Source organism: Litchfieldia stipae, assembly GCF_014837155.1.
Lineage (GTDB): Bacteria > Bacillota > Bacilli > Bacillales > Bacillaceae_L > Litchfieldia.
On sequence record NZ_JACYHA010000006.1, the window covers coordinates 25,314 to 47,429 of the forward strand.

Below are 22,116 nucleotides of genomic sequence, written 5' to 3' on the forward strand. Positions count from 1 at the left end.
AGCGATATTCGTGAGTGAAATCATTCATCGTACGAAGACCCGTCCAGTTAAAGTTGGTAATTTAACAATTGGCGGTAATAATGAGTTAGTTATACAAAGTATGACAACAACAAAAACACATGATGTAGAAGCAACTGTTGCTGAAATAAAGCGATTAGAGGAAGCTGGATGCCAGGTAGTTCGTGTTGCATGCCCTGATGAAAGAGCAGCAAATGCCATCCCTGAAATCAAAAAACGCATAAACATTCCACTAGTTGTTGATATTCATTTTGATTATAAATTAGCCTTAAAAGCAATTGAAGGCGGAGCCGATAAAATTAGAATTAACCCAGGTAATATTGGAAGGAAAGAAAAAGTTGAAGCCGTTGTAAATGCAGCTAAAGCTAAAGGCATTCCAATCCGAATTGGCGTAAATGCTGGCTCTCTAGAAAAACGCATTATTGAAAAGTACGGCTACCCTACTGCTGATGGGATGGTTGAAAGTGCTTTGCACCATATTAAAATTCTTGAAGATTTAGATTTTCACGATATTATCGTTTCGATGAAGGCGTCTGATGTAAACCTTGCGATTGAAGCCTATGAAAAAGCAGCTAAAGCTTTTGATTATCCGCTACATCTCGGAATTACTGAATCAGGAACACTTTTTGCAGGAACCGTGAAAAGTGCAGCCGGTCTTGGTGCTATTCTAAGCAAAGGAATTGGTAATACACTCCGCATTTCTTTAAGTGCTGATCCTGTTGAGGAAGTCAAGGTTGCACGTGAATTATTGAAATCATTTGGTTTATCATCTAATGCAGCTACCCTTATCTCTTGCCCAACATGTGGACGGATTGAAATCGACCTCATCAGTATCGCAAATGAAGTCGAGGAGTACATCTCTACGATCAAGGCACCAATTAAGGTTGCAGTACTAGGTTGTGCGGTAAATGGTCCTGGTGAAGCTCGTGAAGCCGATATTGGTATCGCTGGCGCCCGTGGTGAAGGTCTACTCTTCCGTCATGGTAAAATTGTTCGAAAAGTACCAGAGAAGACAATGGTTGAAGAGTTGAAAAAAGAAATCGATAAAATCGCTGAAGAATACTTCGCGAAAAAAGCTTTAGAAGAGCAAGAGCAAGTCGAAGCGACTCCAAAATAAAACAAGAAAAGAACTGTCATTTGGCAGTTCTTTTTCTATTTGCTCTTCTCATTTATCTTAATTGCAGGTGTATTGTTATACATGTAAGTCGGAGCAATATCCTCAGCTCTGTCATCTCCCTCGTAAAAAGCATGATTTAGCTTTTCATTGGTACTCTCAATACTCGTTGCATTTGTATGTACCGCGCTATCCTCTAATGTTTGGTTTAGTTTAATATTTGCTTCATTCGTTTGTTCTTGATTACTCAACGAAATCTCTCCTTAAAAAGGAGCAGAGCGTATGACCACTCTGCCCCATTAATATCTTTATTTGTTACATATTATTTGTGGTTAAAAAAATGGGAGAATGAAGATGCCAAGAACAATTGAAATGACACCTATTCCGATTGCCCATGCTCCTAAACCAGTTGCACCTCTTCTTCTTGCAATGAACCCAATAATAATCCCTGCTGCTCCCATTAATACCGGCATTACAAAAAGAGAAATAATTGAAAGTGCTAGAGCTAACCAACCTAAGCCAGTACCAGCTGTCGATTGGGTACCTGCACTATTCTCAGTACCAGTATTTGCTCGGTATACTGGTTCTCTTTCTCTAACTGGAGTAAACGGAGGTGCTACTTCAGCAGCTGTTTCCTCAGTATAGTCCGAATAAGTGTTAGCCCCTAGATTAGGGTCAACAGCATGATTTTCATCATAGTCAGTTCCTACACGTTTGTTGTCTTCTGCCATGTGTCTAATCCCTCGCTTTCCTTTGTGGTTGGAAGCATTTATTATTATGGACTACGAAGTGAAAATTATAATTGTTAATGATTTCTTCCAAATGAAATAAATGATAAAACATGTTAGAATGTTAACTATTGCGGGGTTAAGGAGGAATATACATAGATGACAAAAAAATTCGGGATTGATATTGACGGTACATTAACGTGCCCAACCACATTTATTCCTTATATTAATGAATCATTTAACATGAATATTACGCTAGATGATATGAAGGAATATGACTTATGCCCATTAATTGGGATCACTAATGAGCAATTTTGGGAATGGATGGATGAGAAAGAACCCATTATTTATAAAGAGTCGCCATTAGCTAAGAACGCTAAAATGGTAATTGATGAATGGAAGCATACACATGAATTAATCTTTATCAGCGCTAGAAGAAATCATTTATTTGATGTCACTGAAAAATGGTTTCAACAAAATCTTATCTCTTACAATGAAATTGATTTGATTGGCTCACATAATAAATTAGCTGCTGTAAAAAAACATGAAATAGACATCTTTTTTGAAGACAAGCATGATAACGCTTGTGATATAAGTGAAGAATTTGATATTCCTGTTATTCTTTTTAACACACCTTACAATCAGGATCCTATTCCTAAAAAGGTGATAAGAGTTAATGACTGGCTCGAAGCAAAACAATGGGTTAATCACTGGTATTCTAAATAATCCTAGCAACAAAACAGAAGGCTGCCAACTCGGCAGCCTTTTTTTAATGACATTGTGGACAAGTACCATAGATTTCAAACTTGTGACCTGATATGTCATAGCCCTTTAAATTGTCAGCTAGCCCTTCCATTGGACATGCCTCAATTTCCTTTGTTTTCCCACAATCCAAACAAATAAAATGATGATGATGATGCTTGGTGCCACAGGTGAAACGAAAATGCTTCTCACCTGACAACTCTGTACTTTCTAATATGCCTAATTCAGCAAACATTGATAAGTTCCGATAAATGGTATCAAAGCTTAATCCAGGATAATCACTCTTCATTGAATCAAGTACATCCTTTGCTGTTAAATACTTATCATGCTTAGAAAAAATCTCCAACATCTCTTCCCTTTTGTTTGTATGTTTGAACCCTTTTTCTTTCATCAATTCTAATGCTTGTGTTACATTCATTGTGATCGTCCTCTCCACCACTTTTTCCACAAAATTGCACCGATTAAAATCACAACGGCTAAAACAACAATTGTTCCACCAGGCGCCAAATTCAAGTAATAAGATAATATTAATCCAATAATAACTGATATTTCACCAAAAATCACCGATAAAAAGATCGTTTGCTTAAACCCTTTTGCAATTCTCATACTAGCAGCAACTGGTAATGTCATCAGTGAAGAGACCAACATAATTCCTACAATTCTCATCGACGCTGCAATAACTAAAGCAACTGTAATGATAAAGATAAAATGTAGCCATTTAGCTCGAATTCCAGAAACAACTGCATGTTCTTCATCAAATGAGAGCAAAAATAATTCCTTATAAAGAAAAAAGACTACAAGAAGAACAAATACAGTAATCCCTAAAACCGTCCACATATCACTTCGACTAACTGCACTAACACTTCCAAATAAATAAGTAAATAAGTCTGTATTAAACCCTTCTGCCAATGAAATGAAAATGACTCCGATTCCTATTCCACCTGATAATATAATTGGGATCGCAAGCTCTTGGTAATGCTTATAGACAAGCCTTAGTCTCTCAATAAATAGAGAACCTATCACAGAAAATGTCATCCCCATATATAATGGATTCAGACCTTGAACGAGGCCAAGTTTTTTTTCAAGAAACAAACTTGCTGCAATTCCCGCTAAAGTGACATGGCTTAAAGCATCTGCAATCAAGGATAATCGTCTTACAACGATAAATACACCTAATAAAGGAGCAATTAGACCAATCAAAATCCCTGCGATAAAAGCATTTTGAATAAACTCATATTGAAATAATCCACTAATCATCTTACTGTCCCCCATGACTATGATCATGAGTGATGAGATGTACACCATGACCGTATAGCTCTGACAAATCATGTTCCTTAAATTCATCAAATTCCTTCACATTTCCGTGAAAGTGTAGATGTTTATTCAAACATGCTACATGTGTTACTTTATCACTTACAGTCCCAACATCATGAGTAACTAGTATAAGCGTCAATCCTAATTGTTTGTTCAATTCTTCTAATAATTCATAGAAGCCTTGAACAGTCTGAGCGTCAACCCCAACCGTTGGCTCATCTAATATAAGTAATTCTGGGTCACTAACTAATGCCCGTGCAATGAATACCCTTTGCTGTTGCCCGCCAGATAGCTCACCAATATTTCGTTCAAGAAATTGGAGCATTCCCACTGATTTAACAGCTTCTTTTACTTTTTGTTTATCTTCTGCAGATAGAAATCGAAATAGACCAAGCTTAGACGTAAGTCCGCTTGCTACCACCTCAAATACAGTTGCCGGAAAACCTGTATTGAAGCTATTTGCTTTCTGTGATACAAAGCCAATCTTGTACTTTTCTTTGAATTTAGAATGATCGATTCCAAACAATTGAATCTTTCCTTGCTGTGGCTTTAATAAGCCTAAAATACACTTAAGCAAGGTGGATTTACCAGAACCATTTGGACCTACCAAACTTAAAAAAGCTCCCTTGGGAACTATCATGTTAATATCTTCAAGAACATTTCTATCCTCATATTTAAAAGTTACATGAGAAAGTTCTAAAATAGGTTGCGTTTCATCTTTCATTACATCACCTTATTATCTATCAAATTAGAATCGTTACGATTTACTTAAAGAAGTATACATTAAAATCACTCATTTTGTAAAGCTTCTTTCCTTTATAGCTTTTTTATGCACATTTCAAGAACATTCCTCATAGAGTTTAATAAGAAAGGTGGGAGTGCATTGAATATATACCAAAAAATTGTTAATCAAAAAATTAAAACACTTACTGTAGAAGAGCTTCTAACATACAGTAAGAAATACGACATTTCACTTACTAGACCACAAGCACAAAAAGCTGTTAAATACTTAAAATCAAAAGCTAACACTAAAATTGATATTTTTAACGATGAGGAACGAAAAAAAATACTTAAAGAAATTGCAGTAGTTACAAGTCCAGAAGTAGCACGCCAATTAAATAGTCTCTTTAATGAATTCACGAAATAGAAACAAAGCGGGCTGCCACACAATGTGGGAGTCCGCTTATTTCTATTTAACCCTGTATGATTTTTTCAAGAAGATTAGGATCAAACTCTTTTTTCGTTAACATGTCGATTTCAAACTTATATGGAGGCATTTTGCTGTTCTTGTCCTCTCCTACATAAGGTGTTTCAAGGATTTTCGGAACATCCTTAAGTGCATCATGATGAACAATATAACTTAATGCATCAAAGCCAATATGCCCAAAACCAATGTTTTCATGACGGTCCTTCTTAGCTCCGCGCTCATTTTTACTATCATTTATATGTAGGACCTTCAATCGATCTAATCCAATCATTTTATCAAATTGTTCTAGAACTCCGTCAAAATCTTCTACAATATTATAGCCTGCATCATGTGTATGGCAAGTATCGAAACAAATAGACATTTTCTCATTATGTGTAACCCCATCAATAATCCTTGCTAATTCTTCGAAGGAGCTTCCACATTCAGAACCCTTTCCGGCCATTGTTTCAAGAGCGATTTGGACATTCTGATCCTTTGTGATCACTTCATTTAGCCCTTCAATGATTCGATTAATTCCATTATCAACACCAGCACCAACATGAGCTCCTGGGTGGAGAACAATCTGTCTTGCCCCAAGAGCATCCGTACGTTCAATTTCAGACCTTAAGAACCGAACTCCTAGGTCAAATGTATCTGGGTTACTTGTATTGCCAATATTAATAATATATGGAGCATGAACAACGATCTCCCCGATGCCATGCTCTGACATATGTGCAAGACCTGCTTCAATATTTAAATCTTCAATTTTCTTACGTCTTGTATTTTGGGGTGCACCCGTATAGATCATAAAAGTGTTAGAACCATAGCCCACTGCTTCTTCACTTGCAGCTAAGAGCATTTTCTTGCCACTCATTGATACGTGAGAACCTATTTTCAACATTTTCTTCACTCCCATTCTTTCTCCCTTTTTTTTCATTGCTTCAACCATCGTTTATTTGTTATTTCTTTTTTTGATTCTTCTTTCACGCTGTTTAATACTATCCATTTCTCTAGTCATTTTCTTCTTATATCCAGGCTTTACTTTGCTTGGCTTTCGAACAAAGCTTTTTGCCTTTTCATCAATTTCATCACTTTGTCTTTGTCGTGTTTTTCGACGATTTCGTTCACCAACTTTTACAAATTCGTCCTTTTCAACGTCAATGTTTGTGAACGTAATACCCATCTTCTCTAATTTAACTAGTGCATCCTCATCTGATGGTTCATAGATTGTAGCTGCGACACCAGAGAATCCTGCACGTGCTGTTCTTCCAACACGATGGACATAGAAATCTAAGTCTGAAGGTAGCTCATAGTTAATAACATGACTAACACCCTCTATATCAATTCCTCTTGCAGCTAAGTCTGTTGCTACAACAAATTGATATTCAAGCTCTGTTACCTGCTTCATCACTTTTTTACGTTCTCTTGGGCTTAAACCTCCATGAATTCGACCAACTCGAAGTCCTTTTTCAAGTAGACCATCGGCAACCTTATCAGCCATTTTCTTCGTATTAGTAAATACAATCGCTAAATACGGATTATACAGCGTGAGCATCTCATGTAATAAGTCTATTTTTTTTCGATGTCTTAACGGTATTAATACATGCTCCACTTTCGCAGCTGTTGCTTGCTTCGGAGCAACATGTGTATATCTCGGATTATCCATATATTTCTTTAAAAATGGTTTTAATTTCTCTGGAATGGTTGCAGAGAACACAAGAATTTGCAGCTTCTCTACCATTTTCGCAGCAATTTGGTCCACATCATTAATAAATCCCATGTCGAGCATTAAATCAGCTTCATCGACTACTAAAGTTTTAGCTGTATGAACAAATAAGGCCTGTTCTTTAACAAGGTCATTGATTCTACCTGGAGTCCCAACGACAATATGCGGTTGAGTCTTTAGCTTTTCAATCGTTCGTTGCTTGTCCGTGCCACCAACAAATAATTTTGAGGTTATTTGTTGTTCACCTTCAGTATGTTTAATCACTTTTACAACTTCTTGGTGAATCTGTGTTGCTAGTTCCCTTGTAGGCGCAGTAATAACCACTTGAACCTCTTGTGACAAGGAATGAACCTTATCAATGATTGGTAACAAATATGCATGAGTCTTCCCTGTTCCCGTTTGTGATTGCCCAATTGCACTTTCACCACGATGAATAGTCGGAATCAATCGTTCTTGAATTTCTGTCGGTTTAGTAAATCCCAACTCTTTAATTGCTTCAATAATAAAAGGTTGGAACTGAAATCTTTTAAATTGGTTTGTATCCATTTTTATAAATCCCTCATTTTATAGCATTTAATATGCTTATTCTTCCTTAAAACGTACAAGTTTAACACAACAAACCATTATATCTGATTTTGATAAAAAAAACCAATACAACCATTATTTTAACTTTCGCCTATTCTATTTAAACCTTAAACACATCCTAACGTTCGTGCATACCTTAAGGTGAAGGATTAAATAAATGATCGGTATATCACCCTAGTCTCTTAACTTAAATCTTTCGTATTTACATGAAAGGAAGGAGGAACAACTATGTTTTTTCCTGGAAGAGGAATGCCTCGTGGAATGGGTATGGGGATGAACCCAGGACCTATGATGGGACCATCTATGCCCACTCAAGCAATGAATAGAAGTGGTGGAGGCTTTCTCAGTAAATTACTATCTGGTTTCAAAGGTGGGAGTGCTGCACCAACTGGAATGATGCCAGGTGCAATGAACCCTACAAATTTCATGGGTGGGCCAGGCTCATTTATGGGGGCTGGTTTTAACGCTGCAAATGCAGCAAATGTTGCTACTTCTGCTTCAGGGGCCGCTAACGCCGCTTCTACCTTAAAAGGATTAACAAATCCTGCTAACCTAGGAGCCATCTTAGGTAACGTTCAGAAAGCACTCCACACTGCCGAATCAGTCATGCCAATGGTACAGCAATATGGGCCATTAGTTAAAAATATCCCATCTATGATCAAGCTGTATCGAGAGTTAAATAGTAGTAATTCAGAAGAAGATACATCAACTGAAGAAAAGCAAACTGAAAAGAAAAAAAGTAGACCTGAGAACACAGCTGAAGCTCATGCAGAAGATGATGGCCGTGACGTACCAAAAACGACTACTAAGTCAAGCACAACAAAAACTGGGCAATCTGTTCCTAGACTGTATATCTAATATAGGTATATCAGCTTTGAAATTTGCACCTTACTCAGCTATAATATAAGAGATTAAGAGATTAGCGATTGTCTCTATCGTCTTAACCTGAGGAGGTCAAAACAATGGAAGTCATCAAAATTGCACCACGTGGTTATTGCTATGGTGTTGTTGATGCAATGGTTATTGCAAAAAATGCAGCATTAGATAAATCTCTACCTAGACCTATTTTCATCCTAGGGATGATTGTTCATAATAAACATGTAACAGACGCATTCGAAGAAGAAGGCATCATTACACTAGATGGAGAAAACCGACTTGATATCCTTAAAAATGTCAATGAAGGTACCGTTATTTTCACCGCACATGGTGTATCTCCGGAAGTAAAAAAACTAGCAAAAGAAAAAGGACTTGTCACGATAGATGCAACTTGTCCTGATGTTACAAAAACGCATGATTTAATCGAAGAAAAGACAGCAGAAGGCCATCACATTATTTACATTGGTAAGAAGGGGCACCCTGAGCCAGAAGGGGCGGTAGGTGTAGCTCCTAATCAAGTTCATCTTGTTGAAACCCTCGAGGACGTTGAACAGTTGAACCTATCAAATGAAAAATTAATTGTGACAAACCAAACGACGATGAGTCAATGGGATGTTCAACATATAATGGACCGAGTACAAGAAAAATATCCACAAACTGAAATTCACCGTGAGATTTGTCTGGCTACTCAAGTTCGCCAGGAAGCTGTAGCAAATCAAGCATCTGCTGCTGATGTAACAATCGTTGTAGGTGATCCTAAGAGTAATAACTCGAACCGATTAGCACAGGTTTCATTAGAAATTGCTGGAACAACAGCATACAGAGTAGCTGATGTAAGTGAAATACAAGTGGAATGGTTAATGAACGCTAAGAATGTTGCTGTTACTGCAGGTGCTTCTACTCCTACTCCAATCACAAAGGAAGTCATTACATTTCTAGAACAGTTCGATCCTACTGATGAATCAACTTGGAAAAGAGAGCGTAGTGTACCACTTCATAAGATTTTGCCGAAAGTGAAAACAAAATAGCTTTCATTGTCCAATTCGAAAAAGAGGCTAAAATAGCCTCTTTTTTATGTATATATCCTTACATAAATACGAATGGGTCTGTAGATGGTTCTGAAGCGAAGACATGAATATCCCACTTTTTGTTGCTAATCATAACTGATAATTTATCAGCTACCCCTTTTTTCATTATTTGCTCAATATGATGTCCTGGATCGACGACTGACAACCCCATCATCAACGCATCGTGTGCTACATGATAATAGAGATCCCCTGTTACCAACACATCAGCGCCTTTGAACTTCGCTTCTGATATATATTTGTTACCATCTCCACCTAAGACAGCAACCTTTTTGATCATTTTGTCTAATACTCCTACCACCCTTACTCCGTTCACACCTAAAGCTACTTTGACATGGTCTGCAAATTCGCTTAACGTCATTTCAGTCGATAAATTCCCAATTCTTCCTAATCCATACTCCTTCCCTTGTTCTGTATAGGATGGAGAAAGGATCTGAAGTTGCTCTAACTGCAACGCATTCGCCAATAAATCATTTACTCCGCCTTCAGCCACATCTAAGTTTGTATGAGCAGCATAAATAGCTATATCATGCTTGATACATGTTTCAACGATTCTCCCCACTGCTGTGTCTGTTTGAATATGCTTTAGTGGACGGAAAATAAGTGGGTGATGGGCAATAATCAAATCAACATTTTTTGAAATAGCTTCCTCTACCACCTCTTCTGTCACATCCAAGGCAATCATCACTTGTTGCACCTTCTTATTCAATGTCCCTAGTTGCAAACCAATTTTGTCTCCTTCAAGTGCTAATTTCTTTGGTGAAAAAGTTTCAAATAATTGGATTACCTCATGGCCATTAGGAATTTTGCTCATCTAATACCTCCTTTAAAATCGCTAATTTACCCTCTATTTCATTTTGTTTCTTCATATTTTCAGCAGTTGGCTCCGCCTGCTGTAGATTAGTTAAGATTGTCATCCAATGCTGTTTCTCATGAGTCCACTTTTTAATAAAAGCTTCATTTTTTTCTTTTAACAAAAAAGGCCCAAGTAATAACCCAGCTTCTATATCATCATATGGCTTCTCAGGATTTCCACGATCGGCAACGATAATTTCGTAGATCTTTCCATCCTCTTCAAGGATTGTTTCAGAGGTGATCTCCCAGCCCTCTGCTAACAACCACTTTCTTATATTAATTGCTCCTATATTAGGCTGAAGAATCAACCTAGAGACACCCTCGAGTTTTCTAGAGCCTTCTTCTAGGATAGTAGTAATCAAAGTGCCACCCATCCCTGCAATCGTAATACAATCAACCTCATTAGGATCAATGACCTCTAAGCCATTACCTTTCCTTACTTCAATGACATCTGCAAGATTGGATTTCATCACTTGTTCCTGTGCCGAGCGAAATGGCCCCTCATTTATCTCTCCTGCAATCGCTGAAACAATCTGACCTTTTAAATAAGCATAACAAGGTAAGTATGCATGATCTGATCCTATATCAGCTAAGATCGAATCTGAGGGAATATTTGAGGCAACTGCTTCAAGTCGTTTTGATAATTGTAATTCGTTCATTTTCACACCACATTTATTTATATTTTCATCAAATACATTATACAAAAACTTAAGATGAAAGAAAAATGAAAGAAAAATCGAGTCATCTTCATATAATCAAAAAAGCCTCCTAATAGGAAATGCCTGACACCCTTCATAAATCGGTGCCAGGCATCTTCTAGGAGAGCCCTTACATCAAAAGCTATGATTATAATTCACTTAACCAAGTGATCATGTCTTCAAGCTGCTCATCAGGTACAAGTCCGCCCTGCATGATGCCTTTACCTTCTTTTAGAATAGTCTCAATTTCCGCGGCATCATATCTTTCGCTAACACCGTGTAAGTCGGGACCAACACCACCAGACATATCAACACCATGACAGGCAGAACATTTCCCTTGATAAATTTCTTCAGGAGAAGCTGCTGCTGTTTCCTCTGGTGCTGCTTCACCGTCACTCGCAAGTTCTTTCATGTTTCCTAATCCGTTAAATGAAAATAGGAACATAAGTCCGATTCCTAATACAGCAATTACTGCAAATGGAATTAATGGATTACGGTTCATTCCTTTACCTCCCTTATGTAAATACTCATGATTCATATATAAATTATATTCAAACAATTTCTATTTTACTTTAATTTGTAGAGAAGTGAAAGTCCAAATTGTACAAGTTGTTCAAATATCTTTCAAATTTCCTGTTGATAAATGGTATATCTTCAATTTTCCACTAAATTGATGTTATTATTTATTTATAAGCATTGATTTTTTTAAATGATTATTTTCTAATAATTTTAAATAATGAAATTCCATTTTATAAATGTTATAATAATCAATAGCAAGCCTAATACACTTGAGATTAGAAAGTACTTCTTTTTTAAAAATATCCCTAAACATAACCATAGAATGGTATGAAGCATGACGGTAACTAACATTGCATATTGATTATCAATAAATAGACGATCACATATGTGAACTGAAGCAAAAAGAAAAATTATCGCACCTATAATATAGGAAAAATGCTGTAATAACTGATTTTTGCGGAAAATAACAGCCCCCAGAACACAGATAATTATAAAAATACTAAAAATGACGATTTGCAAAACCAAATTTATTTCAGTAAAATAAGTGACAAGAAATGAAATGAGTAGCAACAAAAAAATAGCGATGCTTGGAATAATTGTTTTTCTTGCTTTTTTCTTTTCTCCGCTTTCTGCATTTAGGAGCTCTTGATTGCCCTCGGTATAAAGAGTAAGTAGAAAATTACAATATTCCTCTGGTAGAAGTCTTGATTGCTTCCAATCCGTTATTTCTTTTATAATGATTTGTTTTCTAATTTTGTCATCCATTTGGTACCTCTTTTAAAAACCTATAATAATAAAAAGATGACTCAAAGAAAGTAAGTCCTATGAGTCATCCATTATCAAACCATATTTTATTCTAAGAAATCCTTTAAACGTTTACTACGGCTTGGATGGCGTAATTTACGTAGAGCTTTTGCTTCAATTTGACGGATACGTTCACGTGTAACACCAAATACTTTACCTACTTCTTCAAGTGTGCGAGTTCTTCCGTCATCAAGACCAAAGCGCAGACGTAATACATTTTCTTCACGATCTGTTAATGTATCTAGTACATCTTCAAGCTGCTCTTTAAGAAGCTCATATGCAGCGTGCTCTGAAGGAGAAGTAGCATCCTGATCTTCGATAAAGTCACCTAAGTGTGAATCATCCTCTTCACCAATCGGTGTCTCTAATGAAACAGGCTCTTGAGCAATTTTTAGAATTTCACGGACTTTTTCTGGTGTTAAATCCATATCCTCACCAATTTCTTCAGGTGAAGGCTCACGTCCAAGATCTTGAAGTAATTGACGCTGTACTCTAATTAATTTGTTAATAGTTTCAACCATATGAACAGGAATACGGATTGTTCTTGCTTGGTCGGCAATCGCACGAGTAATCGCTTGACGAATCCACCATGTCGCATACGTACTGAATTTATATCCTTTACGGTAATCAAATTTTTCAACAGCTTTAATAAGACCCATATTTCCTTCTTGAATCAAGTCAAGGAATAACATTCCACGACCAACATAACGTTTTGCAATACTTACAACAAGACGTAAATTTGCTTCTGCTAAGCGTCGTTTTGCTTCCTCATCGCCATCTTCAATACGTTTAGCTAACGAAATTTCATCATCAGCAGATAGTAAATCAACTCGGCCAATTTCTTTTAGATACATTCTTACAGGGTCGTTAATCTTTACTCCAGGAGGAACACTTAAATCGTTTAAATCAAATTCCTCTTCCTTAGCCAATTGTTGAACATTAGGATCAGCTTCTTCATCACTTTCACCTAGTAATTCAACACCTTGCTCTCCAAGGAACTCATAATACTCATCTAATTGATCTGACTCTACTTCAAATCCAGACATTTTCTCTGCAATTTCCTCGTATGTCAGAACACCTCGTTTTTTACCAAGTTCAGTTAATTGGTCTTTTACTTGATCAATTGTAATTTCTGTTTCCATTTCTTTAGAACGTGCTGACTTTTCAGCCATAAGTTCCCCTCCTTTCAAAACTAGTGAGCTTTAGAGGTTAATTACACTTAGTTATTAAGTACTTTTTTTATTTGGATGATTTCGTTAGCAATTGTCGCTGCTTTTAGAAAATCCTTCTCTCGCTCTGCTTGTTGCTTCTCTAATTCCTTTTCACTTAGCATTGACAACTTTTGATGTTTCAACACCTGTTTAATGTAGTCTCTTATTTCAATGTCTGCTGTTTCGTCATTTATCTGTAGCATTGCAATATCAGTGACTACTCTAGATAAACTCTCATCGCTCAACCGCTGTAGAAATGCACTTGGATTCGGTTCATTTCCTTCTTCATAGAATGCATAAAGATAAGTTACAATTGCTCGATGTTCTTCAATATTAAATTCACTTTGAAGCTCAGTTTGAACTTTATAGGCAATATCCTTATTTCTAAGCATATGTGCGATTAAATATCTTTCTGCATTATGAAATGCTGGCAGTAATCTCTTTTGTAAAGTAGTTCTTCTAGGTATATTATTTCTATTCTGATTGCCATTATCCTTTTTCTTGAACTCACTTTTATTAAATTGAGATTGCTGCTCCTTAAGCGCCTCGATTGATACAGAGAACTCGGTAGAAATCTGACGCATGTAGTGCTCACGCTCTACGGCGCTATCTAAAGTACTAATTTCCTTAAGTACTTCTTCGATATAACGCATCCGTTCTCCTTCATCTTGAAGGTTTTTTCCTCTACGAAAGTATTGCATCTTAAACGCCATCAGTGTCAAACTTGCCCCTATTACATCATTGTTGAACTTTTCACTACCATATTTCTTAATGTAGTCATCAGGGTCAAGACCTTCAGGCATTAGAGCAACTCTTACGTAACAACCGGCATCTGATAAGATCTTAGATGCTCTAAAAGCAGCATCAATACCAGCTTGATCAGAGTCATAACAGAGAATGACTGATTCGACATTCCTTCGAATCATTTTCGCCTGTTCTTCAGTTAGTGAAGTCCCCATCGAAGCAATGGAATGTAAAAGACCCGCTCCAGTTGCAGAAATGACATCAGCAAATCCTTCAAAAAGAATGACTTGTTCTTTTTTTCGAATATGCAATCTAGCATGATGGAAATTATATAGAGTCTTACTTTTGTTAAAAATCGGAGTTTCAGGGCTATTTATGTATTTTGGTTCTTGGTTAGAAGTCAAAATCCGTCCAGAAAACGCTATTGTTTTCCCTTGATAATCCCAAATTGGAAACATGATTCGATTACGAAATCGATCTAAGAATGACCCATTATCTTCTTTCTTAACAAGCAAGCCTGCTTTTTCCATCAATTCAAGACTATAGCCTCGTTTCTGAAGAAACTTCGAAATATAATCCCACGAATCTAGAGCATATCCAATTTCAAATTGCTCAATAATTTCTTTTGTAAAACCTCGGTTTAACAAATAATCAAGAGCTTCTTGGCCTTCTTTTGTATTTACCAATAAATGATGGTAAAATTTCTTTAGAAGATCATGTGCCTCGATCATAATGGACATTTCGTTTTGATGTTTGTTGTTTGATTGAGAAACTAGATTTATTTCAGATGGGAGTTCAATATGATTATTTTCTGCTAACGTTTTTGCAGCTTCTGTGAAAGAATACCCTTTAAGGTCCATTAAGAAGGAAAATACGTTTCCACCTGCGCCACAACCAAAGCAGTGAAAAATTTGCTTTTCGGCTGAGACTGAAAAGGAAGGTGTTTTTTCGCCATGAAAAGGACATAAACCAACATAGCTTCTACCTTGTTTCTTCAATTGAACATATTCACTTATTACATCAACAATGTCTACAGACTGACGAATTTTTTCAATTGTCTCTTCGGGAATTCGATTTCCCATTACTCGAACAACTCCGTCTACTTAAAGTATTCTATCCTTAGATTGAAAAACCCTGCAAGTTTCGACAAATTCCTTCTAAAGACGTAATAAAATTTTGTCGGTCACTTTCTGTAAAAGGTTTTGGTCCTTTTGAGTGAGATCCTGCACGCCTCTCTTTTGCCGCTAGATACCTAACATGTAAGACGGCATCCATGTCTTTTTCTAGATATCTTTTTCCTCTAGGCGATATTGCAATGACATCCCGTTTCACTAAGATACTTGCAAGACCAATATCCTGAGTGACTACAATATCTCCCTTACTTGCATGATTCATAATATAAAGATCTACTTCCTCTTTTTGAGAATCAACATACACCCATTTTCCACCAATGTCATATGAAACAACATGAGCATAGGATGCAACGAAAACAACTTCCATTTGATATGTACTTGCCAAGCTGACAATTTCTTTCTTTACTGGACAAGCATCAGCATCGACTATTATTTTTTTCTTTTTTTCGTCATATTTTTTAATTCTACATCACTCCATAGAATCCTTCTTTCTTTTAAAGAAAATAAATAAACTGACACAAAGTCATGGAAAATGTCGAATTTTTTTTCTTTCAATTCAGCTCTGTCCCTTGACAACTCACAATACATAGTTTATTCTATCTTCCCTAACTCTAAACCTAATTTTATACATTTTTATCACAATTTTTTCATTATAATACATTAGAGATAAAAACTCTACTATTTTTTCTATAAAAAATGACTCTTCAACCAAGCTAGCACTAACATTACTAATAAAAAAGGCTAGAGTGTTTAAGAGTCATCATGCTCCTCTATATTATTTTACGTTTGTTTTTGACACTTAGAATGATATTTGCCGTCTCTTCCACTGCTTTATTTGTGACATCAATCACCTGACAGCCGATTTTATCAACAACAGCTTCAAAATGACTTAACTCATTATTAATTCTGTCTATATTTGCGTAAATGGCCTGATCGTTTAACCCTAACGATTTCAAGCGCTCACGTCTAATATTATTGAGCTTTTCAGCACTAATTTTCAACCCAAAACACTTATTTGGGGAAACCTTAAACAACTCTTCAGGTGGCTCCACTTCAGGAACAAGTGGTACATTTGCAACTCTAATCCCTTTATGAGCTAAATATTGAGATAGTGGCGTTTTAGATGTTCTAGAGACTCCTACAAGTACGATATCCGCTCTTAAAATACCACGAGGGTCTCTACCGTCATCATATTTAACAGCAAATTCAATCGCTTCGATTTTTTTAAAATATTCCTCATCTAATTTTCTAACTAGACCTGGTTCATGACTAGGGAATGTATCATACAAGGTACCCATTTTATCGATAAGAGGGCCAATAATATCATAGACTTCGACTCCCTCTCGTTCTGCTTCTTTATGTAAATGCTCTCTGAGATCAGGAACAACCAGAGTAAAGACGATGATAGCTGATTTGTCTTTTGCTAATGTGATAATTTCACTAATCGTTGCGATATCCTCTACATAAGGTATTCGCTTTATCTCTGTGTTTAAATCCTTGAATTGACTTATCGCAGCCTTCACAACTAATTCTGCTGTTTCACCCACCGAATCTGATACGACAAAAATCATCCGATTACTCATATGTTTCCCCCCATAATCTATAGTGGTTAGACTAATCCATCTATTGCTAAAGAGACTAATGCTTTGGTCATATTGGTTTTTGTGATCCTCCCAATGACTTCAATTCCTTTTTCAGTTGGTTTCACTATTGGGAGTGCATCAATTTGTTTTTCAATTAATTTTTGAGCAACATCAATTAAAGAGTCCTCTTTCTCACACATGGTTATATTAGGCATACGCGTCATGATGATATTAACTGGGATACTTGAAAGCTCTTGCTTCCCAATACTTGCTCTCAACAAATCCTTTCTTGATAAGACACCAACAAGAATGGAACCTTCATCAACAACGAACAATGTCCCTACATCTTCCAAAAACATCGTGACAATGGCGTCATATACAGATACGTTCTCTGCCACAACCACCGGTATCGATTGGAAGTCTTTTACCTGAAGCTTTTTTATTTTATCAGTTAATACTTGAGAACTAGTTTTTCCTGTGAAATAATATCCTACTCTTGGGCGGGCATCTAGATATCCAGCCATTGTAAGAATCGCTAAATCTGGTCTTAATGTAGCCCTTGTTAGGTTCAATTGATCTGCTATTGCTTCACCAGTTATTGGACCATTATCTTTCACAATTTGAACAATCAGTTCTTGTCGTTTATTTAGTTCGATCGTACTCACCACCTAGCCTATACAAATATAATTGAAGACTGTTTCCTAAAAGTTTGTTGAAATTTCCAGCAGACTGAATGTGAGAAAACAGCTAAAAAAACAGGGTGCTTACCTCATTGTAGCATTAGTTGATGTAAAACCTCTGAAAAATACATCTAAAAGCTAAATGAGGTAACGTCACCCTTTTGTTTGCTTACTTAACTACAATCGTATTAACATTAGCAAAACGGCTGATTACTTTAGATAATTGTACCATTTGCGCGAGACGATTTGCACGTATACTCTCATCATCAGCCATAACCATTGTATTATCGAAATAGCGATTAATAACATCCTTCATTCCACGTAGGAACTGATAAGCTCTTTTTACATCTCCAGATGCTAATGCTGCTGAAACGTCAGTTTGTACCTTACCATATGCTTCAAATAAATCTTTTTCTTCTTGTGACACAAACAAGGAAGGATCTATTTCCTTTTCCTCACCTTTTTTCGCAATGTTAAGGATACGACTTAATGCTTCAATGATATCTTTAAATTCAGGATCATCTTTCTGTTGGTCAAGTACAACAGCTTTTTTAACTAATGTACTAATTCGCTCAACATTTGAACTTAACACTGCATCAATCATATCATATCTGATTGCACGATTAGATAATTCATTACGTATACGTAATTTGAAGAAACTAATGAGTTCCTCAAGTAAATTACCTTCAGTTGAATGTTTTGCATCTTGAACAACTGACACGTTCATAGCTAGAGCTAATACTTCTTCTAATGTAAGATTCCAATCCTTTTCAAGTAGAATTTGGACGATTCCAGCCGCCTGTCTTCTAAGTGCGTAAGGATCTTGTGAACCTGTTGGAATAATACCAATTGAGAAACAGCTTATGATTGTATCAAGCTTATCTGCAATACTCACTATTGCACCTACAGTTGAAGCTGGTACAACATCATCTGCATGTCTTGGCATATAATGCTCATTGATTCCAGCCGCTACTGCTTCTTGTTCCCCATGGATTTTTGCATATTTCTCACCCATTAACCCCTGAAGCTCTGGAAATTCATATACCATATGAGTTACTAAGTCAAATTTGCAAATCTCTGCAGTTCTCCTTGCATTCTCTAGTGTAGTAGCATCAACGTCTAAAAGATTTGCAAGCTCGATTGAGATCTTTTGAATTCTTCTTACTTTCTCTCCAAGCGTTCCAATCTCTTCTTGATATACGATAGAGTCTAATTTCTTCACAAGGTCAGCAATAGTTTGTTTTTGATCCTCTTTATAGAAGAAATCTGCATCTGAAAGTCTTGCTCTTAATACTTTTTCATTTCCTTTTGCTACATTATCAATATGCTGGTGGTCTCCATTTCTTATTGTAATAAAATAAGGTAGAAGTTGGCCATCCTGACTTTTCACAGGAAAATAACGCTGGTGCTCCTTCATGGAAGTGATTAATACCTCTTCTGGAAGATTTAAAAACTCTTCCTCAAACTTTCCAAATAGGGCAGTAGGATACTCAACAAGGTTTGTTACCTCTTCTAATAAATCAGCATCAATTGGAACAATCCAATTATTCTCTTCAGCAAGTGATTTGATTTGATTTTGAATTGCTTCTTTACGCTCTAATGCATTTGCAATCACATATTGAGCTAACAATTCAGTTTCATATGAAGTTGGTGAATCAATTATCACTTCTTCACCTAAGAATCGATGCCCTAGCGATTTGTTACTTGATTCTACCCCAGTAATCGAAATAGGGATAATCTCATTACCGAATAATGTTAATAACCATTTTATTGGTCGGACGAAGCGTAAGTCTTCATTTCCCCATTTCATGTTTTTCGGGAAGCTTAGTGATGTAATGATTTGCTCAAGCTCATGTAAAGTTTCTTTCGTTTCTAACCCTTTAACAAACTTCCGTACATGAACATACTCAACACCATTCACTTCTTTGAAATAAATATCCTCAACATTAGCTCCTTGACCACGAGTAAAGCCAATAGCTGCTTTTGTCCAATTTCCTTCTTGATCTAAGGCAATTTTTCGAGCAGGACCTTTCGCTTCTAGTTCTACATCCTCTTGCTTTTCAGAAACAGCTGTGACTAGAACGGCTAATCTCCTAGGAGTTGAATAGCCTTCAATTGTTTCATACGCAATGTTTTTTTCAAGGAACCAATTTGTAAATTTGTCTGTTAACTGATTGCTAGCATCTGTTATAAATCGTGCTGGCATTTCCTCGAGTCCGATTTCAATCAGTAAATCTCGTTTACTCATGGTCAGCACCTCCTTTTTGTTGAAGAATTGGGAAGCCTAATTTTTCACGCTCATCATAGAAGGTCTTAGCAACCTTTCGAGCAAGATTTCGAACTCTCCCAATATAACCCGTTCTTTCAGTGACTGAAATAGCCCCTTTAGCGTCTAACTGATTAAATGTATGAGAGCACTTTAGTACATAATCATATGCAGGGTGAACTAACCCTTCGTCCATTTGACGATGTGCTTCTTTTTCATAAATCGAAAATAAGTTAAACAGCATCTCTGTATCAGAGGTTTCAAACGTATATTTTGAATGCTCATATTCTGGTTGACCAAAAATATCACGAACCGTGAAGCCGTTTGTCCATTCTAGATCAAAGACATTTTCTTTGTCTTGAATGTATGAAGCAAGTCTTTCCACTCCATACGTAATTTCAACAGATACTGGTTTACACTCCAGTCCACCTACTTGCTGGAAGTAAGTGAATTGAGTCACTTCCATCCCATCTAACCATACTTCCCAACCAAGTCCTGCAGCACCAAGCGTAGGTGCTTCCCAGTTATCCTCTACGAAGCGAATATCATGCTTCAATGGATCAATTCCAAGAGCTTTAAGTGAATCAAGATACAACTCTTGAATGTTGTCAGGAGAAGGCTTCATAATGACTTGAAATTGATGATGCTGATATAGTCGATTTGGATTTTCTCCATATCTTCCATCAGCTGGTCTTCTTGAAGGCTCTACATAAGCCACATTCCAAGGTTCAGGTCCAATACTTCGTAAAAATGTGTATGGGCTCATAGTTCCTGCCCCTTTTTCCACATCATAAGCCTGCATAAGAATACAGCCTTGTTCTGACCAGTGTTTTTGCAGTGTTAATATCATATCTTGTATGTTCATAAACACACCTCCATTGAGATTTGAACTGACGAATAGTAGACAAAATAAAAAACTCCCGTCCCTATGTCAGCGATAGACATAGGGACGAGAGTTAACCCGCGGTTCCACCCTATTTGCTACTTATGACATTTGTCAAATCAGTAGCCTCTTTTACAGTTTATACTCAAGAACGCCTTCCTAGTTCATCTATTGCCTAGCTTTCACTATCCTAGGTTCGCTTTATATAGAGAGGATCTAGTACTACTTTCCGTCAACGTATCATATTATTATTAGCATATTAATCCAAAATTTTTGTGATGTCAACCCCGCCCTGCGAATTTCATTCTTTTTTGGGTGACATCATCTCTCTGAGACCATCAATTTGGTTTAAAAACCGTTTTGACTTAATAGAAAGCCCAGAATATTCATCATAATAAGCCGTGATTACTTTTTTTAGCTCGTCCTTTGTTTCTTGTTTCACATCGATTTTTCCAAGTCGGTTTAAATCAAAATAATAAAATAACCGAAGTAGCTTAATCGTTGTTTGTGAAAGTTTCATCACAAATTTGTCATGTTGATAACAACGATGACAAAGAAAACCGCCCTCTCTAATCGAAAAGGCGAATTCTCCTTCGGTACTACCACAAACCGAACAACCATCAAGCTTTGGTGAAAGACCTAATACCTGCAGCATTTTCATTTCATAGATATACAAGAGGATATCAAGGTCATACCCTTCATCCATATAATGTAAGGTTTGTGATAATAACTCAAATAGAAACGGATTTGGCTTCTTATCATCAGTACTTTTATCAGTTAGTTCAACCACATAAGAGGCATAAGCAGTGAGGAAAATATCCTCTCTTATACTTCTATATGTTTTAATTGTTTCTCCTTGCTGTAAGGTACCTAAACCAGATGTTCTTTGCACCAAAAATTGGCCGTATGTAAAAAGTTGGGTAATGGAAGCTAACCGACTACTCGGTTTTTTAGCTCCTCTTGCCATTACACCAACCTTACCCCATTCTCGAGTGAATAAGGTAATAATTTTATTACTTTCACCATAATTATTGGTACGAATTACAATGCCTTCGCATTTTTGTAACATATCGTCACCATCCAATGTATAACCCCGTATAAATTGGTATGGTTAAGAAATTGGAAAATCCACCTCTGCTAGCTCTTCGTCATGTGAATCGGGTCTTTCTTCCTTGTCTAATTCTAGTTCCTTAAAAAGAAGATACGTATCAATGTTACCTGTATGACTAAACACCTTCCAGGTAAAATCTAACATATGAACCCCACCTTTCTGTATTTTAAGCTTAGCAAAATATTAGCCAATTCCTTACCATTTATATTGACCAACTATCCGAAAATCATGTTAC

At 36.5% G+C, this 22,116-nt stretch carries 25 protein-coding genes; 5 read left to right on the forward strand and 20 right to left on the reverse strand.

Annotation, left to right across the window (positions count from 1 at the left end):
- Nucleotides 1–4: 4 nt before the first annotated feature.
- Nucleotides 5–1,135 carry a flavodoxin-dependent (E)-4-hydroxy-3-methylbut-2-enyl-diphosphate synthase gene (gene ispG / locus F7888_RS09230; RefSeq protein WP_191779075.1) on the forward strand — a complete coding sequence of 377 codons (1,131 nt, stop codon included), beginning with the start codon at nt 5–7 and terminating at the stop codon, nt 1,133–1,135.
- 35 nt (nt 1,136–1,170) lie between these two features.
- Here the strand turns inward: ispG and F7888_RS09235 are convergent, their stop codons facing one another.
- The gene (locus tag F7888_RS09235; protein ID WP_191778901.1) at nt 1,171–1,383 is read right to left on the reverse strand and encodes a hypothetical protein; all 213 of its coding nucleotides are present in this window, start codon (nt 1,381–1,383) and stop codon (nt 1,171–1,173) included.
- Between the two features lie 81 nt (nt 1,384–1,464).
- Nucleotides 1,465–1,863 (reverse strand): DUF308 domain-containing protein, encoded by a 399-nt coding sequence (locus tag F7888_RS09240; protein WP_191778902.1) that lies wholly within the window; start codon nt 1,861–1,863, stop codon nt 1,465–1,467.
- 156 nt (nt 1,864–2,019) lie between these two features.
- Here F7888_RS09240 and F7888_RS09245 point away from each other — a divergent pair, with 156 nt between their 5' ends.
- Entirely contained in the window at nt 2,020–2,586 is a 567-nt protein-coding gene (locus F7888_RS09245) for a hypothetical protein (RefSeq protein WP_191778903.1), read from the forward strand.
- 43 nt (nt 2,587–2,629) lie between these two features.
- On the opposite strand, the gene F7888_RS09250 is transcribed toward F7888_RS09245, so the two are convergent.
- Genes F7888_RS09250 through F7888_RS09260 form a run of 3 tightly spaced genes read right to left on the reverse strand, consistent with a single transcriptional unit; the run spans nt 2,630 to nt 4,660 of the window.
- Nucleotides 2,630–3,040: a Fur family transcriptional regulator gene (locus F7888_RS09250; RefSeq protein ID WP_191778904.1), complete on the reverse strand. Its 411-nt coding sequence runs from the start codon at nt 3,038–3,040 to the stop codon at nt 2,630–2,632.
- Nucleotides 3,037–3,879 carry a metal ABC transporter permease gene (locus tag F7888_RS09255; protein ID WP_191778905.1) on the reverse strand — a complete coding sequence of 281 codons (843 nt, stop codon included), beginning with the start codon at nt 3,877–3,879 and terminating at the stop codon, nt 3,037–3,039. Before F7888_RS09255 ends, F7888_RS09250 begins: the two co-directional genes overlap by 4 nt.
- Nucleotide 3,880: 1 nt before the next feature.
- A complete protein-coding gene (locus tag F7888_RS09260; protein WP_191778906.1) occupies nt 3,881–4,660 on the reverse strand; it encodes a metal ABC transporter ATP-binding protein in 780 nt (259 codons plus the stop codon).
- Between the two features lie 159 nt (nt 4,661–4,819).
- On the opposite strand from F7888_RS09260, the gene F7888_RS09265 reads away from it, so the two are divergent.
- Nucleotides 4,820–5,083, forward strand: coding sequence for a DUF2624 domain-containing protein (locus F7888_RS09265; RefSeq protein ID WP_191778907.1), 264 nt, complete (start codon nt 4,820–4,822; stop codon nt 5,081–5,083).
- Nucleotides 5,084–5,129: 46 nt separating this feature from the next.
- Here the strand turns inward: F7888_RS09265 and F7888_RS09270 are convergent, their stop codons facing one another.
- Nucleotides 5,130–6,023, reverse strand: a complete 894-nt coding sequence (locus tag F7888_RS09270; RefSeq protein ID WP_191779076.1) for a deoxyribonuclease IV — start codon at nt 6,021–6,023, stop codon at nt 5,130–5,132.
- Nucleotides 6,024–6,074: 51 nt separating this feature from the next.
- On the reverse strand, nt 6,075–7,394 hold the full coding sequence (locus F7888_RS09275) for a DEAD/DEAH box helicase (protein WP_191778908.1): 1,320 nt from the start codon (nt 7,392–7,394) through the stop codon (nt 6,075–6,077).
- A gap of 267 nt (nt 7,395–7,661) precedes the next feature.
- Here F7888_RS09275 and vrrA point away from each other — a divergent pair, with 267 nt between their 5' ends.
- A complete protein-coding gene (gene vrrA, locus F7888_RS09280) occupies nt 7,662–8,291 on the forward strand; it encodes a VrrA/YqfQ family protein (protein WP_191778909.1) in 630 nt (209 codons plus the stop codon).
- A gap of 104 nt (nt 8,292–8,395) precedes the next feature.
- Nucleotides 8,396–9,337 (forward strand): 4-hydroxy-3-methylbut-2-enyl diphosphate reductase, encoded by a 942-nt coding sequence (locus tag F7888_RS09285; protein WP_191778910.1) that lies wholly within the window; start codon nt 8,396–8,398, stop codon nt 9,335–9,337.
- A 58-nt stretch (nt 9,338–9,395) separates the two neighbouring features.
- On the opposite strand, the gene F7888_RS09290 is transcribed toward F7888_RS09285, so the two are convergent.
- The 13 genes from F7888_RS09290 to F7888_RS09350 form a co-directional block, all read right to left on the reverse strand.
- Nucleotides 9,396–10,208 carry a Nif3-like dinuclear metal center hexameric protein gene (locus tag F7888_RS09290; RefSeq protein WP_191778911.1) on the reverse strand — a complete coding sequence of 271 codons (813 nt, stop codon included), beginning with the start codon at nt 10,206–10,208 and terminating at the stop codon, nt 9,396–9,398.
- Nucleotides 10,192–10,908 carry a tRNA (adenine(22)-N(1))-methyltransferase gene (locus tag F7888_RS09295; protein ID WP_191778912.1) on the reverse strand — a complete coding sequence of 239 codons (717 nt, stop codon included), beginning with the start codon at nt 10,906–10,908 and terminating at the stop codon, nt 10,192–10,194. Before F7888_RS09295 ends, F7888_RS09290 begins: the two co-directional genes overlap by 17 nt.
- A 187-nt stretch (nt 10,909–11,095) precedes the next feature.
- Nucleotides 11,096–11,449, reverse strand: a complete 354-nt coding sequence (gene cccA, locus F7888_RS09300; RefSeq protein ID WP_191778913.1) for a cytochrome c550 — start codon at nt 11,447–11,449, stop codon at nt 11,096–11,098.
- A 227-nt stretch (nt 11,450–11,676) separates the two neighbouring features.
- Entirely contained in the window at nt 11,677–12,231 is a 555-nt protein-coding gene (locus tag F7888_RS09305; RefSeq protein WP_191778914.1) for a hypothetical protein, read from the reverse strand.
- Between the two features lie 86 nt (nt 12,232–12,317).
- Nucleotides 12,318–13,442 (reverse strand): RNA polymerase sigma factor RpoD, encoded by a 1,125-nt coding sequence (gene rpoD / locus F7888_RS09310; RefSeq protein ID WP_191778915.1) that lies wholly within the window; start codon nt 13,440–13,442, stop codon nt 12,318–12,320.
- A gap of 47 nt (nt 13,443–13,489) precedes the next feature.
- A complete protein-coding gene (dnaG, locus tag F7888_RS09315; protein ID WP_191778916.1) occupies nt 13,490–15,307 on the reverse strand; it encodes a DNA primase in 1,818 nt (605 codons plus the stop codon).
- 37 nt (nt 15,308–15,344) lie between these two features.
- Nucleotides 15,345–15,821 carry a YaiI/YqxD family protein gene (locus tag F7888_RS09320; RefSeq protein WP_191779077.1) on the reverse strand — a complete coding sequence of 159 codons (477 nt, stop codon included), beginning with the start codon at nt 15,819–15,821 and terminating at the stop codon, nt 15,345–15,347.
- A gap of 307 nt (nt 15,822–16,128) precedes the next feature.
- Nucleotides 16,129–16,941, reverse strand: a complete 813-nt coding sequence (locus F7888_RS09325; protein ID WP_191778917.1) for a pyruvate, water dikinase regulatory protein — start codon at nt 16,939–16,941, stop codon at nt 16,129–16,131.
- A 26-nt stretch (nt 16,942–16,967) separates the two neighbouring features.
- Complete coding sequence (locus tag F7888_RS09330; protein WP_191778918.1) at nt 16,968–17,606, reverse strand: helix-turn-helix transcriptional regulator; 639 nt, start codon at nt 17,604–17,606, stop codon at nt 16,968–16,970.
- Nucleotides 17,607–17,790: 184 nt separating this feature from the next.
- The gene (gene glyS / locus F7888_RS09335; protein ID WP_191778919.1) at nt 17,791–19,869 is read right to left on the reverse strand and encodes a glycine--tRNA ligase subunit beta; all 2,079 of its coding nucleotides are present in this window, start codon (nt 19,867–19,869) and stop codon (nt 17,791–17,793) included.
- Entirely contained in the window at nt 19,862–20,752 is an 891-nt protein-coding gene (gene glyQ, locus F7888_RS09340; RefSeq protein ID WP_191778920.1) for a glycine--tRNA ligase subunit alpha, read from the reverse strand. Before glyQ ends, glyS begins: the two co-directional genes overlap by 8 nt.
- Nucleotides 20,753–21,071: 319 nt before the next feature.
- On the reverse strand, nt 21,072–21,839 hold the full coding sequence (gene recO / locus F7888_RS09345; protein ID WP_191778921.1) for a DNA repair protein RecO: 768 nt from the start codon (nt 21,837–21,839) through the stop codon (nt 21,072–21,074).
- Between the two features lie 42 nt (nt 21,840–21,881).
- Complete coding sequence (locus F7888_RS09350; protein ID WP_191778922.1) at nt 21,882–22,025, reverse strand: YqzL family protein; 144 nt, start codon at nt 22,023–22,025, stop codon at nt 21,882–21,884.
- Nucleotides 22,026–22,116 lie beyond the last annotated feature (91 nt).